14 protein-coding genes are annotated in these 15,598 nt (G+C 29.3%); 12 read left to right on the top strand and 2 right to left on the bottom strand.

The genetic code is table 11. The annotated features are described in order from the left end of the window. Positions 1-27: 27 nt before the first annotated feature. The 5 genes from LPB03_RS08525 to LPB03_RS08505 all read left to right on the top strand — a co-directional run bounded on the left by LPB03_RS08525 (position 28) and on the right by LPB03_RS08505 (position 5,974). Positions 28-1,107 carry an efflux RND transporter periplasmic adaptor subunit gene (locus LPB03_RS08525; RefSeq protein ID WP_065317909.1) on the top strand — a complete coding sequence of 360 codons (1,080 nt, stop codon included), beginning with the start codon at positions 28-30 and terminating at the stop codon, positions 1,105-1,107. 251 nt (positions 1,108-1,358) lie between these two features. After that, a complete protein-coding gene (locus tag LPB03_RS08520) occupies positions 1,359-4,553 on the top strand; it encodes an efflux RND transporter permease subunit (RefSeq protein ID WP_065317908.1) in 3,195 nt (1,064 codons plus the stop codon). 11 nt (positions 4,554-4,564) lie between these two features. Beyond that, positions 4,565-4,870: a hypothetical protein gene (locus LPB03_RS08515; RefSeq protein ID WP_065317907.1), complete on the top strand. Its 306-nt coding sequence runs from the start codon at positions 4,565-4,567 to the stop codon at positions 4,868-4,870. A gap of 20 nt (positions 4,871-4,890) precedes the next feature. Further along, positions 4,891-5,076 (top strand): YgaP family membrane protein, encoded by a 186-nt coding sequence (locus LPB03_RS08510; protein ID WP_065317906.1) that lies wholly within the window; start codon positions 4,891-4,893, stop codon positions 5,074-5,076. Positions 5,077-5,488: 412 nt separating this feature from the next. Then, positions 5,489-5,974: a DUF6252 domain-containing protein gene (locus LPB03_RS08505; RefSeq protein ID WP_065317905.1), complete on the top strand. Its 486-nt coding sequence runs from the start codon at positions 5,489-5,491 to the stop codon at positions 5,972-5,974. 7 nt (positions 5,975-5,981) lie between these two features. Here the strand turns inward: LPB03_RS08505 and LPB03_RS08500 are convergent, their stop codons facing one another. Next, the gene (locus LPB03_RS08500; RefSeq protein ID WP_065317904.1) at positions 5,982-6,659 is read right to left on the bottom strand and encodes an SGNH/GDSL hydrolase family protein; all 678 of its coding nucleotides are present in this window, start codon (positions 6,657-6,659) and stop codon (positions 5,982-5,984) included. A 196-nt stretch (positions 6,660-6,855) separates the two neighbouring features. Continuing rightward, entirely contained in the window at positions 6,856-8,034 is a 1,179-nt protein-coding gene (locus LPB03_RS08495) for an acyl-CoA dehydrogenase family protein (protein WP_065317903.1), read from the bottom strand. Positions 8,035-8,217: 183 nt separating this feature from the next. Here LPB03_RS08495 and rnpA point away from each other — a divergent pair, with 183 nt between their 5' ends. From rnpA to rfbC, 7 genes are all read left to right on the top strand, one after another. Continuing rightward, positions 8,218-8,595 (top strand): ribonuclease P protein component, encoded by a 378-nt coding sequence (rnpA, locus tag LPB03_RS08490; RefSeq protein WP_065317902.1) that lies wholly within the window; start codon positions 8,218-8,220, stop codon positions 8,593-8,595. A 110-nt stretch (positions 8,596-8,705) separates the two neighbouring features. Beyond that, positions 8,706-10,340: a S41 family peptidase gene (locus LPB03_RS08485; RefSeq protein ID WP_065317936.1), complete on the top strand. Its 1,635-nt coding sequence runs from the start codon at positions 8,706-8,708 to the stop codon at positions 10,338-10,340. Between the two features lie 27 nt (positions 10,341-10,367). Continuing rightward, positions 10,368-12,047 carry a DUF6909 family protein gene (locus LPB03_RS08480; RefSeq protein WP_065317901.1) on the top strand — a complete coding sequence of 560 codons (1,680 nt, stop codon included), beginning with the start codon at positions 10,368-10,370 and terminating at the stop codon, positions 12,045-12,047. 35 nt (positions 12,048-12,082) lie between these two features. Further along, positions 12,083-13,126 carry a hypothetical protein gene (locus LPB03_RS08475; RefSeq protein ID WP_065317900.1) on the top strand — a complete coding sequence of 348 codons (1,044 nt, stop codon included), beginning with the start codon at positions 12,083-12,085 and terminating at the stop codon, positions 13,124-13,126. A 2-nt stretch (positions 13,127-13,128) separates the two neighbouring features. Further along, positions 13,129-14,139: a dTDP-glucose 4,6-dehydratase gene (rfbB, locus tag LPB03_RS08470; protein WP_065317899.1), complete on the top strand. Its 1,011-nt coding sequence runs from the start codon at positions 13,129-13,131 to the stop codon at positions 14,137-14,139. Continuing rightward, on the top strand, positions 14,136-14,990 hold the full coding sequence (gene rfbA / locus LPB03_RS08465) for a glucose-1-phosphate thymidylyltransferase RfbA (protein WP_065317935.1): 855 nt from the start codon (positions 14,136-14,138) through the stop codon (positions 14,988-14,990). Before rfbB ends, rfbA begins: the two co-directional genes overlap by 4 nt. Further along, positions 14,990-15,559: a dTDP-4-dehydrorhamnose 3,5-epimerase gene (rfbC, locus tag LPB03_RS08460; RefSeq protein ID WP_065317898.1), complete on the top strand. Its 570-nt coding sequence runs from the start codon at positions 14,990-14,992 to the stop codon at positions 15,557-15,559. Before rfbA ends, rfbC begins: the two co-directional genes overlap by 1 nt. The last annotated feature ends 39 nt before the right edge of the window (positions 15,560-15,598 follow it).

Genomic DNA, 15,598 nt, shown 5'->3' with positions numbered 1-15,598 from the left:
TTTTTAGAAAAAATAAAACAAATTCAAATGAAAAAATACATACATATCATAGCATTCTTCACATTATCAATAATGATAGTTAGTTGTGGAAGTGATGAAAAAAAAGCAGTAGTTAATACAACACCAGCAATTAATGTAAAAGTCAGTAAAGTTGGAGTAAATAATAACAATCCGTTTTTGTCTGTCAGTGGAAAAATACAAGCTTCTAAAAGTGCAGAATTAAGCACTAGAATTATGGGTTTTGTAAAAAATGTTCATGTAAATGTAGGTGATAAAGTGAGCGAAAATCAATTATTGGTATCTATTAATAATTCAGATTTACAAGCAAAAAAAGCGCAAGTAAATGCAGGAATCACTCAGGCTAAAACAGCTTTTATAAATGCAGAAAAAAATTACAATCGTTTTAAAAATTTGCTTGAGAGTAACAGTGTTACGCAAAAAGAAATGGATGATATGACTGCAAATTATCAAATGGCAAAAGCAGGTTTAGAAGTTGCAAATCAGCAGAAAAATGAAATTGATGCACAGTTTAAGTATAGTAATATTACAGCTCCTTTTAGTGGAATAGTTACCAGTAAAAACATAAAAAAAGGTGATATGGCAAATCCAGGAATGACTTTAATTAGTATCGAAAATCCTACTAATTTTGAAGTGCTTGCTATGGTTCCTGAATCTGAAATTGCACACATACAAAAAGAAACTGAGGTAACTGTTTTAGTGAAATCTATCAACAAAACCTTACAAGGTAAAGTTACAGAAATTAGTACTTCTGCTAAAAATACGGGTGGCCAATATTTAGTAAAAATAAAATTGGAAAAAACTCCCGCAAATATTTTATCTGGCATGTTTTCAACGATTCAGTTTCCTGTTGAAAGAAAAGCAACGTCAGAAATGGTTTTAATACCTATGGACGCCATTGTTAAAAAAGGACAATTAACTGGAATTTATACTGTAAGCGAGAGTAAAACTGCATTATTACGTTGGTTGCGTTTAGGAAAAACGTATGGAAATGAAGTTGAGGTTTTATCTGGTTTAAATGTTGATGAATCTTACATCGTTTCTGCTGAAGGAAAATTATTCAATGGAGCAAAAATTAGTCTTCAGTAGGCAGGTTTTCAGTATGCAGTTGTAAATAAACCTGCAAGTTTTTAAAACCTTATAGGTATAAATAACAATTAAATAGTAGTAAAAAAATTCGCGTTAAGGATAGTAGTGGAAATCCTTTTTTTTACTGAACTGGTTTCAGTATCTCTTTTAAAAGAGCAGAAAGCTTAAGTAGAAAGATGCTGAAATTAATTCAGCACAAGAAAAAAGATTGAAACGGATAGCCTGTTAAAACGCCCAAAATATAAGAAAATATGAAAGAAGGTTTAGCTGGTAAAATTGCAAAAGTCTTTATTGGATCGAAACTTACAGTATTATTGATGATCGTTTTTATGGTTGTTGGTGTGTATGCTTCGTTTTTGATTCCGAGAGAAGAAGAGCCACAGATTGATGTACCAATGGCAGATATTTTTGTGGGTTATCCAGGAGCAAGTCCTACAGAAGTAGAAACGAGAGTTGTAAAACCTTTAGAGAAATTAATTTCTAATATTAAAGGTGTTGAGTATGTGTATGCTACTGCTATGAACGAAAAAGCAATGGTAATTGTGCAGTTTTACGTGGGCGAAGATATTGAGCGTTCTTTTGTGAAATTATACAATGAGATTAATAAACACATGGATCAAATGCCACAAGGTGTTACTTTTCCTTTGGTAAAAACACGTGCAATTGATGATGTGCCAATGTTAGGATTAACATTGTGGAGTGAAAACTACAGTGATTATCAATTAAGCCAAATGGGGCAAGAATTAGAAACTGAGATTAAGAAGATAAATGATGTTTCTATTACGCATAAAATTGGTGGAAGAAATCGCCAATTAAGAGTTGTTTTAGATAAAGATAAATTAGCTGCTAGTGGTTTAGATTTCTTGTCGGTTTCAGAAATGATAAAAGCAAATAATACACAACTAAGCTCTGGAAGTTTTGATAAAAACGATACTGAATTTTTAGTAAAAACGGGTAAATTTTTAGCTTCTTCAACTGATGTTGAGAATTTGGTGGTTGGTGTACAAGAGAACAGACCTATTTATTTAAAACAAATTGCAACTATTGTTGATGGGCCAGAAATTCCACAAAATTATGTGTCTTTAGGTTTTGGACAAGCGAGTGAGAAATCTGAAACTTATAAATCTGAATATCCTGCAGTAACTATTTCTGTTGCAAAAAGAAAAGGTGCAGATGCAATGAAAATTTCAGAATTAATTTTAGATAAAGTAGCACATTTACGTACTACTTTAATTCCGGATGATGTTCACGTAGAAGTTACCAGAAATTATGGAGAAACAGCTTCTCATAAAGTGTCAGAATTGTTGTGGCACCTTATTGGATCTATCTTTGCAGTTACTTTGGTGGTAATGTTAGCCATGGGTTGGAGAGGTGGTTTGGTCGTCTTTTTATCTGTGCCAATCACGTTTGCTTTAACATTGTTAAGTTATTACATGTTAGATTACACATTAAACAGAATTACGCTTTTTGCATTGGTTTTTGTAACTGGGATTGTGGTTGATGATTCCATAATTATTGCAGAAAATATGCACAGGCATTTTAAAATGAAACGCTTGCCTTTTAAACAAGCAGCTTTATATGCCATTAACGAAGTTGGGAACCCAACAATTTTGGCAACATTTACAGTAATTGCTTCTGTTTTACCAATGGCTTTTGTATCTGGTTTAATGGGACCTTATATGGCACCAATGCCAATTGGAGCATCTATTGCAATGATTTTATCATTATTTGTAGCCTTAACAATTACACCTTATTTAGGGTATATTTTCTTAAAAGAGAAAGATAAAAAAGGAGCTGTTGAAAAACAAGAAAAGCCTTTAGAAGAAACTTTTATTTACAAAGTTTATAATAAATTAGAAAGACCTTTATTAGAAAATAAAACTAAAAGATGGTTGTTTTTAGGAGGTACATTTGTTGTATTAATGGCAACAATGGTGTTGTTTTTCACCAATTCTGTTGCTGTAAAAATGTTACCTTTTGATAATAAAAACGAGTTTCAGGTTGTAATTGATATGCCAGAAGGAACAACGCTAGAAAGAACAGGAGTTGTAACTCAAGAAATTGCTCAATATTTAGCGTCAAGACCAGAAGTGATTAATTATCAAAATTATATTGGTACTTCTGCTCCAATCACTTTTAATGGTTTGGTGCGTCATTACGATTTACGTGGTGGATCTAATATGGCTGATATTCAAGTGAATTTGGTTGATAAAGGCGAACGTGAAATTCAAAGTCATGGAATTGCTAAATTATTAAGACCAGAAATTCAGAAAATAGCAAAGAAATACAATGCAAATGTAAAGTTGGTAGAAGTTCCTCCTGGACCACCAGTTTTATCAACAATTGTTGCAGAGGTTTATGGACCAGATTATGAACAGCAAATTAAAATAGCAAACAGCGTTCAAAATATCTTAAAAAATACAGATGATGTAGTTGATGTTGATTGGATGGTTGAAGCTGATCAAACTGAATATCAATTTGAAATAAACAAAGAAAAAGCAATGTTGTATGGAGTTGCACCTCAACAAATTGCATACACCATGAATATGGCTTTGTCTAACAGTTCTATAACAACTTTATATGATGAAAATGCAGTAAATCAAATTGGATTGGTTTTGTCTTTGGATGAAAAAGAAAAATCAACCATTTCAGATATTTCTCAATTAAAAGTAAAATCGAAACAAGGAAATATGGTGCCAATTGCAGATTTGGTTGAAGTTAAAGAAACAATTGCTGCAAAAAGTATTTATCGTAAAAACCAAAAACGTGTAGTGTATGTTTTGGCAGATATGGCTGGAGAATTAGAAAGTCCTGCATATGCTATTTTAGGAATGGAAGAAAAATTGAATACAATTAAGCTTCCTGAAGGTTATAAATTAAACGAAATGTATTTAGGTCAGCCAGATTTTGAAGACGATTATACTGTGAAATGGGATGGAGAATGGCAAATTACTTTAGAAGTATTTAGAGATTTAGGAATCGCCTTTTTAGGAGCCATTATCTTAATTTATATTTTAATTGTTGGATGGTTTCAAAACTTTAAAGCACCAATTGTAATGATGGTTGCCATTCCATTATCATTAATAGGAATTGTTTTAGGACATTGGATTATGGGCGCATTTTTTACAGCAACCTCTTTTATTGGTATGATTGCTTTGGCAGGAATTATGGTAAGAAACTCGGTTTTATTGATTGATTTTATCAACTTAAGATTAGAAGAAGGAGTGCCTTTAAAACAAGCTGCAATTGAAGCTGGAGCTGTAAGAACAACGCCAATTTTATTAACTGCTGGTACAGTGGTAATTGGAGCATTTGTTATCTTATTTGACCCAATTTTTCAAGGTTTGGCAATTTCATTAATGGGTGGAACTATTGTTTCTACAGTGTTAACATTATTGGTTGTGCCTTTAGTGTATTATATGATTGAAAAAAAGAATTATAAATAAAAACTTACCATATGAAGTTAGTGATTGTAACAGCAGTAGAAGAGTTTCATCAAGAAATTATAAAACTCTTTAAAAAGGCAAATATTGAAAACTTTAGTGAATCTGACATTGATGGACATAAAAATACGGCATCAGTTTTAGTTGCATCAAGTTGGTTTTCAGGACAAAAATCAAGTAATGAATCTATCCTGTTTTTTTCTTTTACAGAAGATAAAAATATAGAAGATTTATTCAGTTTGATACAAGAGTTTAATCAAAATTTAGAAACCAATAATCCAATAAAAGCGGTTGTTGTTCCTATAGAAAAATTTATATAAATTAAAAAAATAGAAAGATTATGCTAAATAAATATTTTAGAATTATTGTTGGTTTCATGGTTTTGTTAACTGTTTTATTAACCTATTATGTAAGTATCAATTGGTTATGGTTAGGCGTTTTTATTGGTTTAAATTTAATACAATCTGCGCTTACTAAGTGGTGTTTGTTAGAAGTGATACTTAAAAAATTAGGCGTTAAAAAATAATTTATACAGCGAATGAGGTTATTTTATTTTGAGATAACCTCATTTTAATTTTATGAATATTTTAAATAAGTTATTTTTATTTATTCTAAATAAACAATTATATTTGCAGTATTATAATTTTTTAGAATGATTGTTTTTTATACTTCACAAAAACCTACTATTTCATTTTCAAATACAGCTATTTGCGATACTGTTTGTTCTTCGAATTGTATTACTCCAAAAAGTAAATGCTGTAATAAATATAAAAAGAAAGGGATTAATTGTAAAAGATGTCCAAATATTTTATTAAAATCGGCGTCATAATTTTATTGGGTTTTCTAATCTTTAAAGTATTTACTCAACTCTAGTTAATTTATCCTATTTCGTCTATAAATAAGACAATAAATATATATTTTTGTTGTTTATTTAATCTATGAAGTCTTTAGCTTATTTTTTATTAATTGTAGCATTTTTTGCTAGCATTACTTCTTGTCAAGAAAATGGTATTGTTTTTCCTGTTAAACAAAATATCGAAGGCGATTTTGAAGTTGTAATTGATGGAGAAGTTTTTTTAACAAATGATGTAAGCTTCACAGTAACCAATCAAGAAATAACAATTACAGCTATAAAAACCGAAACAAACGAAACCTTAATTTTAAAGGTGGATGATTTTAGTAACGCTAGTTTTAGTTTAGAAGGAGATGAAAATGTTGCGAGTTATAGTATAGAAGATTCAGCAAGTATTGATATTTGGACCACTTTAAACGCAACTGTAAGCAGAGGAAATATTCAATTTTCAGAGATAAATTTCACTAATAATACTGTTTCTGGAACTTTTAGCTTTATTGGTAGAAATGAAAACTTAGGTTCTTCAAAAGCATTTAGTAATGGGAGTTTTAGTAACGTTCCAAGAAATTAAAACTTAATTAATCTTTTAGTTTTTCTATTGCAAAAGGTAAAATTCTCTCTACAAATTTTGTGTACGCTAATGTAGATGGATGTAAACCATCTGAAGCTACTAAACCAGTATTTGATAAACCTTCGCGAGTTATATCAGTAATATTTACAAAAGTAATTCCATTTTGTTCACAATAATTTTTGGCAAAATCATTGTATTTATCAATTTCTGTTGATATGGATGCACTTCCTCTTCCAAAAGGCGTAAAGGCATAATCTGGAATTGAAACTACAATTAAATTCTTTTTTTTATCATTTGCAGCTTTGATAGATGTTGCTATTAACTCAGGAAACTCTTTTTCATAAATAGAAAACTCTCTTTTTTGAAATTGGTTATTCACACCAATTAATAGAGTTACCAAATCAAAGTCATCAGTAATATTTTCTTGCTCAATGGTATTTATTAAGTTGGTGGTTGTCCAACCAGTTCTTGCAATCATCTGCAAACTAAAAGTAGTATCTTTTTTAAAGTTGATTGACAAACTATCTTTTAACTGTTCAGGAAACCTGCAAGTAAAACAAACACTTTCTCCAATTGTATAGCTATCTCCTAAAGAAAGAATTTTAAATTCTTTTTGCTGATTAATGATAGGAATATCATCAATAATTACAATTTGATCGCTGTTATTTTCGCAACCAAAACTCATCAATAAAAATAATATTCCAAGAAAATAGCTTACTTTTTTTTGTTTAATTTTTTGAAATTTAGGTGTAAGAAATAATATTTTTTTAATATATAAGTTCAATTATATATACGAAATAAATACTTTAAAGGTTTGGTGTTGAATTTGTTTCAGTATCAAAAACCTTTGAAGTCTCACAATTTCGTTCATGATTTAACTATTATTTAAAAGCATTCAATCCAGTAATATCCATTCCAGTAATTAGTAAATGAATATCATGAGTTCCTTCATAAGTTACTACACTTTCTAAATTCATCATGTGTCTCATAATTGAATATTCGCCTGTAATACCCATTCCACCTAACATTTGTCTTGCATCTCTGGCAATTTTTAAAGCCATATCTACATTATTACGTTTTGCCATCGAAATTTGAGCAGTTGTAGCTTTTCCTTCGTTTTTTAGAGTTCCCAATCTCCAAGCTAATAATTGAGCTTTTGTGATTTCAGTAATCATTTCAGCTAATTTTTTCTGTTGTAATTGAAACTGTCCAATAGGTTTACCAAATTGTTCACGTTCTTTTGAATAGCGTAAAGCAGTATCATAACAATCCATTGCAGCACCAATTGCGCCCCAAGCAATTCCATATCTTGCAGAATCTAAACAACCTAAAGGCGCTCCAAGTCCAGATTTATTTGGTAATAAATTTTCTTTCGGCACTTTTACATTATCAAAAATTAATTCTCCAGTAGACGAAGCTCTCAAAGACCATTTATTATGAGTTTCTGGCGTAGAAAAACCTTCCATTCCACGTTCTACTAATAAACCATGAATTCTACCTTCTTCGTTTTTTGCCCAAACAACTGCAACATTACAAAAAGGTGCATTTGAAATCCACATTTTTGCACCATTTAATAAATAATGATCCCCATTATCTTTAAAATTTGTTTCCATTCCTCCAGGATTTGAGCCATGATTTGGTTCTGTCAATCCAAAAGAACCCATCCATTCACCAGAAGCTAATTTTGGTAAATATTTTTTACGTTGTTCCTCAGTTCCGTAAGTAAAAATAGGATACATCACCAAAGAAGATTGCACAGAAGCTGTAGAACGAACTCCAGAATCTCCACGTTCTATTTCTTGCATAATTAAACCATAAGAAATCTGATCTAATCCTGCACCTCCATATTCTTCTGGAATGTAAGGTCCAAAAGCACCAATTTCTGCCAAACCACTAATAATTTGTTTTGGGAATTCCGCTTTTTGAGCATATTCTTCAATAATAGGAGAAACATCACGTTTTACCCATTCTCTTGCAGAATCACGAATTAATTTGTGTTCTTCCGTTAATAAATCATCAATGTTATAATAATCTGGAGCTTGGAATAAATCTGGTTTCATAAAATGTATATTTAAAACTGATGTGTAATGTTTATTATTTAACAAAAATATTAATAATTGTTTAATTTTAATGATTAATTATGAATAAAGGATTTTTAATTTGATGGAATAAAAATAAGCAATTTTTAAAGTTCATTTCATTAAATCACCAAAAAGTTGTAGTTTTCATTTAAGTTTGTAGCAATGAAATTTACTCTCGGAAAACAGGAACGATTAAAAAGTAGAAAGTTAATAGAAAAGCTTTATAAAGAGGGCAATTCTGTAAAAGCTTATCCTTTAAGAATGATGTATTTAAAAACTGCACATACATCAGATTTTCTTGCGCAAGTTGGTGTGTCTGTGCCAAAAAGAAATTTTAAAAAAGCACCTGATAGAAACCGATTAAAAAGGTTAATGCGTGAAACGTATCGTTTGCAAAAGGCAATTGTGTATGATAATTTAGACCAACCTTATGTTTTTATGATTTCGTATCTTGGCAGAGATAAATGGAATTACGAAGATTTGCATGCAAAAATGGAAAAATTATTGAAGTTATTTGTTGATGAAACAAAAAAAGAGTAATCAGTTTTCAGTTGCAGTAAACAGTTAAAACTTTTACGATTTTTGGTTTAATTGAAATGAAATATTCAAAAAATGAGTTTCTATTTATAGGTAATATTATAAAAAAAAACATGAAAAAATATACATCATCAAAAAAAATAATTATTGTTCTTTTAGTGGGAACGATTTTTTTATCATTTTCATTTAAGTCGAAATTTTTTGAAGTTGCCAAACAAATAGAAATTTACAATTCTTTATTCAAGGAGTTGAACATGTATTATGTTGATGAAATAAACCCAGCTGAATTAACTGATTTAGCCATAAAAAATACCTTAAAAGATTTAGATCCTTATACTAATTTTTACAACGAACAAGATGTAGAAGATGCAAGAATTAGAAGAGAAGGAGAATATGCTGGTATAGGAGTTTCTGTTTTTTATACACAAGAAGGTATCGAAATAAGTGAAATTTATAAAGGTTTTTCTGCTGATAAAGCTAATTTAAAAGCAGGTGATGTTATAGTTTCTATAAACGGACAATCTCTTAATAATATGGAAAGAGAGCAACTTTCTATGTTTTTAAAAGGGACACCAAACACAAAAGTTTCCATAGAAATTAAACGTCAAGGAGAAATTTTAAAAAAGGAACTAAAAAGAGAAAAAGTAGAAATAAATCCTGTTCCTTTTTATAATATGATTGATGAAGAAACTGGTTACATAACGCTAACTCGTTTTAATAACAAAGCGTCATCTGAAGTGAAAAAAGCTTTTAAAGATTTGAAAAAGCAAGGAATGAAAAAACTAGTTTTCGATTTGCGCTCAAATCCTGGAGGATCTTTAATGGAATCTATCAATATTGCTAACTTTTTTATTCCAAAAGGAAAAGTGGTAGTGACTACAAAAGCTAAAATTAAAAAATGGAGTAATACTTATAAAACATCCAACGACCCTTTAGATTTAGAAATGCCAATTGTGGTTTTAATAAATGGAAGTTCTGCATCAGCATCTGAAATTGTTAGTGGTTCTTTGCAAGATTATGATAGAGCTGTAATTATGGGAGAACGTTCTTTTGGAAAAGGATTAGTTCAACGTCAAAAAGAATTGACTTATGGAACACAATTAAAATTGACGATTTCTAAATATTATACACCAAGTGGAAGATGTATTCAAGAGTTAGATTACACCAATCGAAATTTAAAAACGGGTGAAGTTCCTAAGTTTTCTGATCATGGAATTAATGAATTTAAAACAGCTAATGGACGAACCGTTTTTGATGGAGGAGGCGTTTTACCAGATGTGCAAATTGAAACATCAGAAAAAACAGTTGCTACAGAAAACCTTATAAGTTCTAAAGCAATTTTTAATTTTGCAATTGATTATGTATCGAAAAATAAAGAAATAGCTTCTGCAGAAAATTTTCAGATTAAAGATTCCGATTTTAAAGATTTTACAAAGTTTTTAGAAAGCGATACTACTTTTGTAACGCAACAAGAAAGTTTGTTCAAAAAAGCTTATTTATCCACAGAAAAGAATAATATAAGTAAAGAATACGAAAAAATTAGAGAAATATTATTTGAAAATAAAATTGGAGAAATTTCTAAAAATAAAGATATTATTAATGAACTTCTGGAAGACCAAATTCTTAAAAATTATTATTATGAAGAAGGAGTTTACAAACATCATTTAAAAAATGATGCAACCATTTCTAAAGCTATGGAATTGATGAAAAATCTAGATTCCTATAATCAAATATTATCAGCGAAATAATTTTATATTTGCACTTCAAAAATAAAAATGCTACACACAAAAAATATCGATAGAACAAGAGCGCAAGAATCTACAAATGCCATAGAAAAATTATATATTTCTATGCGCCATTTATTTAGTAGAGGTTTTTATAAACCTATGGGAGTTTCTGGTGAAACTTTGCGTAAATCTTTGTTGCTTTTACGTCCAGAAATTTATGGATCTATTGCAGAAGAAAAAATAGAATTAGATGGGTTAGTTTATGTTATAGAAAGACTTCCTGAAGGTATTGAGCAATGCCAATTTATAAATTTAACTGCAGATGAAGGGTATAAGAACTCTCATTTTGAGCCTATTATTCCACCAAAAAGAAGACGAAATTGTTATAGAATAGACAAAGATCAAATGAATATTGAGATTACCAGAGGAAGATCTGAAATCTATGATATTTTAACGCATCTTACTTTTTTATTTATAGAATCTCATAAAATTCAAGAACGTGTTTCTTTAAATGAAGGCGAATCTTTTATAAGGGAATGGCTTCATTTAGAAGATATTGTTTTGCATCAAAAGAAAATTAACGACAAAGAAAGAGAAGTTTTAATTGTGCATTTGGGCAATATTCTTGGAAGAACTTTTGATGAGGTTTCTCATATTTATAAAGTATTTGCTACTGAAGAAAATCCGCATAAATTTTTCGATTTAATTTATTGGTTAGGGAAACTAGCTATTAAAGAGGTGTATACCAATGAAAAACGAACAGTAACTTTTAGTTCGCTTTTAATTGAAGAAATTGGACATCATATTTATGGTGAAATTTGGGCAAATGATATAAAACACATTTTAAAAGAATACAATCTTTTAAAAAGACCAATTCATATTATAAGTGCAAATATGCATAGTGTTTTAAACTCAATTTATGCAAAAGGTGCTTTGCCTGAAGAAGCAGAAAATTCAAAAGGTTTTGAGTTGTACAGACTTTTAAGTAATGTTAATAGCAAAGATTTACAGAAAAAGGTAAAAGATTACGCATCAGAAAACGGACTTATTTATGTAAAAGATACATCAGGTACCAATATAAATGTACAAATAATTGATACTGATAAAATAAACTACGATGTTTCTCCGTTTCAAAAAGTAAACTCTATCAAAGAAAATGCAGTAATTATAGTCATGGATTACGCTTTTGGCGAGCAAGCTTTTGAAACTATGGATGAATTATTAAAACCTTATGAAGCTGATAATGAGAAAGTTCATTTAGATGTGAAATCGGTTTCCATTATGGGTAAAGCTGGTATTTTAGAAGGTGGAAAAGGAGATATTATGATTCCTACTGCACATATTTTTGAAGGAACAGCAGACAATTATCCGTTTAAAAATGAACTTAAGAAAGAAGATTTGGAAGGTTTTGGTGTAAGATCTTTTGATGGTTCTATGATTTCTGTTTTAGGAACATCATTACAAAATAAAGATTTGTTGAAATTCTTTCATGATTCTACTTGGAATGTAATTGGGCTAGAAATGGAAGGTGCACATTATCAAAAAGCAATACAATCTGCTTCAAAAATTAGAGGAAATATATCTGAAGACGTAAAGGTAAGATATGCTTATTACGCTTCTGATAATCCTCTAGAAACTGGAGCAACATTAGCATCAGGAGGTTTAGGGATGACAGGTGTAACACCTACTTATGCAATAACACAAAAAATATTAGAACAAATTTTTTAGCAGTTTTTTTAACTGATTTATAACCAAACAAAACAATGTCAACAAATCAACAAAAAAATAATAACGAAGAAGAAATAGATTTAGGTTCGTTATTTGTAATTATAGGAAGAGGCTTTTCTAATTTTTTTAAATTTATAGGAAGTATTTTTAAGGGTATTTTTGATTTTATCATCACAATTTTAATTTTTCTTAAAAATAACTTTATAAAAATTGCTGTTGCAGGAATTATTGGACTTGTAGCCGGTTTTTTCATAGAAAAATCTAATGCTACAAAATTTGGTTCTAAAATGTTAGTAGAACCTAACTTTAAAAGTGCTATGCAGTTGTATAATAATATTCAGTATTATAACGACCTTGTAAAACAAAAAGATACAGTAGGTTTAGAGAAAACTTTTAATATCGATAAGGAAACTGCAGCATCTTTAAAGAGTTTTGAAATAGAGCCAATTGTTAATGAAAATGATATTATAAACTCGTACAATGATTTTATTTTAGAAGTTGATACGTTAACTGTAAAAAGCTACAAATTTGAAAAATTTAAAGCATCTTTTACAAACTTAGATTACAAAGTTCACAAAATAGAAGTTATAGCTGAAAAAAATGATGTTTTTAGAAAGTTAGATGATGTAATTATAAGCTCGATTATAAACAATAAATACTTTAATAGATTAAAAGAATTAACAAACGAAAACTTAAATAGAACAGACTCCTTATACAGAGAAAATTTAACTCAAATAGATTCTTTACGAAGAGTTTATATGAATGTAATGCTTGAAGAAGCAAAAAAGCAAACCACAGGTACTAGTATAGATTTAGGGGGAGAAAAAAGAACTACAAAAGAGTTAGAATTATTTGAAACAAATAGACAAATAAATGGTGATTTAAAAAGAATAGCAGAAGAGAAATCAAACAAATATGAGGTTATAAATGTAATTTCTAATTTTCAACCAGTAGGTTATGAGATAAAAGGAATTACAAAAAGTTATGCTTTTAAACTTGCATTATTAGGAATGTTTTTAATGGTTTTTATTTTATTACTTACCAAATTAAATAGTTATTTAAATAATTATAAAAAGTAAGAATGCAAAAAATTCTTATAACTGGAGGAGCAGGTTTTATTGGAGCTAATTTTATTCCTTATTTTTTAAAGAATAATTCAGATCACTATATTGTGAATTTAGACTTGTTAACCTATGCAGGAGATTTGCAAAACTTGGAGGAAGTAGAAAATAATGAGCATTATAATTTTGTAAAAGGGGATATTTGTAATAGAAAATTAGTCGAAGATTTATTTAAAGAACATCAATTTAATGGCGTAATTCATTTTGCAGCAGAATCTCATGTAGATAATTCTATTAAAAATCCTGATGCTTTTATAAAAACGAATATTAATGGAACTTTTACAGTTTTAGATGTTGCAAAAAAACACTGGTTAGATAGTTCAAATAATTATAAAGAAGCTTTTAAGAATGCTAGATTTCATCATATTTCTACAGATGAGGTTTATGGTACTTTAGGAGAAGAAGGTTTGTTTACAGAAGAAACTCTTTATGCCCCAAATAGTCCTTATAGTGCTTCAAAAGCATCATCAGATTTTTTGGTAAGAAGTTACTTTCATACTTATGGATTGAATGTGATAACAACAAATTGTTCAAATAATTATGGACCAAAACAACATCAAGAAAAACTAATTCCAACAATTATTGGAAAAGCAATTGCTGGTGAAGATATTCCCATTTATGGAGATGGAAAAAATATTAGAGATTGGTTGTATGTTTTAGATCATTGTAATGCTATAGAATTAGCCTTTAAAAAAGGAAAAGCTGGAGAAACCTATAATGTTGGAGGTAATAATGAGCATACCAATCTTTTTATCGCAAATTCAATTTGTGCAATTTTAGATAAAGTTTATCCAAAGAAAAATTCTTACAAACAACAAATTACTTTTGTAAAGGATCGATTAGGACACGATTTTAGATACGCAATTGATGCATCTAAAATAGAAAGAGAATTAGGCTGGAAAGCAAATGAGAATTTCCAATCAGGTATAGAAAAAACAATTCATTGGTATTTAAAAAAACTAAACATATGAAAGGAATTGTTTTAGCAGGAGGTTCAGGTACAAGATTGCATCCACTTACATTAGCAGTAAGCAAGCAGCTGATGCCAGTGTATGACAAACCTATGATTTACTATCCTTTATCTACCTTGATTTCTGCAGGAATTAATGAAATATTAATTATCTCTACACCCAAAGATGTTCCGCTTTTTAAAGATTTATTAGGAGATGGTTCTCAAGTAGGATGTAGTTTTCAATACGCAATTCAAAAAAATCCAAATGGATTAGCTGAATCTTTTTTAATAGCAGAAAATTTTATTGGTAAAGATGCTGTTGCCCTTATTTTAGGCGATAACATTTTTTACGGAACAGGTTTATCAAAGTTATTACAAGAAAATACCAATCCAAAAGGTGGTATTGTGTATGCATATCATGTAAATGACCCTGAACGTTATGGAGTTGTTACTTTTGATGCAGAACAAAATGCCATTTCTATTGAAGAAAAACCAGCGAAGCCAAAATCAAATTTTGCTGTTCCAGGTATCTATTTTTATGATAATTCTGTTATAGAAAAGGCCAAAAAACTATCACCAAGTAAAAGAGGTGAACTTGAAATTACAGATATTAACAAAGCGTATTTAAAAGAGGGAACTTTATCTGTAAGAATTTTAGATAGAGGCACAGCATGGTTGGATACAGGTACTTTTGATTCTTTATTGCAGGCGAGTAATTTTGTACAAGTTATAGAAGAAAGACAAGGTTTAAAAGTAGGTTCTATTGAAGAAGAAGCTTTTAAAAGTGGTTTTATTTCGAAGCAAAAATTAAAAAATTTAGCAATGCCATTATTAAAAAGTGGTTATGGCAAAAATCTTATAAAATTTTAATGAAAGTTACAGAAACATTTTTAAAAGGTTGTTTTGTTATTGAACCAACAATTTATAAAGACGAAAGAGGCAGCTTTCTGTTAAATTATAATAAAGAGGAATTTATTAAAAATACTGGTTTAAATATAGATTTTGTTTTAGAAAACGAATCTGTTTCACAGTATGGAGTAATTAGAGGCTTGCACTTGCAAAGAGGTGAATTTTCACAAGCAAAATTGGTAAGAGTAACTAAAGGAAAAATTTTAGATGTTATTGTTGATGTAAGGCCAAATTCAGAAACCTTTAAGCAATCTTTTTCTATAGAATTATCGGAATTTGAAAATAAACAGCTTTTTGTTCCGAGAGGTTTTTTACATGGTTTTGCTGCATTAGAAGATAACACTACCGTAAATTATAAATGTGATAATTATTACAATCCAGATGCTGAGGATGGTGTTATTTATAATGATACAGAATTAAATATTGATTGGAAGTTGAATGAAGATGATATTATTTTGTCTGAAAAGGATCATAACTTGAAAGTGTTTACTGTTTTTAAATTATTTCTTGACCAAAATTCATTATTATAATATAAACTATTCTAGAATTCGAGAAAATTTAATAAAAGA

This window comes from Polaribacter vadi (assembly GCF_001761365.1).
Classification (GTDB): domain Bacteria; phylum Bacteroidota; class Bacteroidia; order Flavobacteriales; family Flavobacteriaceae; genus Polaribacter; species Polaribacter vadi.
Note: the sequence above shows the minus strand (reverse complement) of the source record. Positions and strands in the feature narration are given on the sequence as shown.

What these genes read in the sequence shown, in the direction of transcription:
- LPB03_RS08475 (WP_065317900.1), top strand. Translation starts at nt 12,083, where the DNA reads ATGTCAACAAATCAACAAAAAAATAATAACGAAGAAGAAATAGATTTA.
- LPB03_RS08505 (WP_065317905.1), top strand. Translation starts at nt 5,489, where the DNA reads ATGAAGTCTTTAGCTTATTTTTTATTAATTGTAGCATTTTTTGCTAGC.
- LPB03_RS08500 (WP_065317904.1), bottom strand. Translation starts at nt 6,659, where the DNA reads ATGAGTTTTGGTTGCGAAAATAACAGCGATCAAATTGTAATTATTGAT.
- LPB03_RS08520 (WP_065317908.1), top strand. Translation starts at nt 1,359, where the DNA reads ATGAAAGAAGGTTTAGCTGGTAAAATTGCAAAAGTCTTTATTGGATCG.
- LPB03_RS08510 (WP_065317906.1), top strand. Translation starts at nt 4,891, where the DNA reads ATGCTAAATAAATATTTTAGAATTATTGTTGGTTTCATGGTTTTGTTA.
- LPB03_RS08495 (WP_065317903.1), bottom strand. Translation starts at nt 8,034, where the DNA reads ATGAAACCAGATTTATTCCAAGCTCCAGATTATTATAACATTGATGAT.
- rfbB (WP_065317899.1), top strand. Translation starts at nt 13,129, where the DNA reads ATGCAAAAAATTCTTATAACTGGAGGAGCAGGTTTTATTGGAGCTAAT.
- rnpA (WP_065317902.1), top strand. Translation starts at nt 8,218, where the DNA reads ATGAAATTTACTCTCGGAAAACAGGAACGATTAAAAAGTAGAAAGTTA.
- rfbC (WP_065317898.1), top strand. Translation starts at nt 14,990, where the DNA reads ATGAAAGTTACAGAAACATTTTTAAAAGGTTGTTTTGTTATTGAACCA.
- rfbA (WP_065317935.1), top strand. Translation starts at nt 14,136, where the DNA reads ATGAAAGGAATTGTTTTAGCAGGAGGTTCAGGTACAAGATTGCATCCA.
- LPB03_RS08525 (WP_065317909.1), top strand. Translation starts at nt 28, where the DNA reads ATGAAAAAATACATACATATCATAGCATTCTTCACATTATCAATAATG.
- LPB03_RS08480 (WP_065317901.1), top strand. Translation starts at nt 10,368, where the DNA reads ATGCTACACACAAAAAATATCGATAGAACAAGAGCGCAAGAATCTACA.
- LPB03_RS08515 (WP_065317907.1), top strand. Translation starts at nt 4,565, where the DNA reads ATGAAGTTAGTGATTGTAACAGCAGTAGAAGAGTTTCATCAAGAAATT.
- LPB03_RS08485 (WP_065317936.1), top strand. Translation starts at nt 8,706, where the DNA reads ATGAAAAAATATACATCATCAAAAAAAATAATTATTGTTCTTTTAGTG.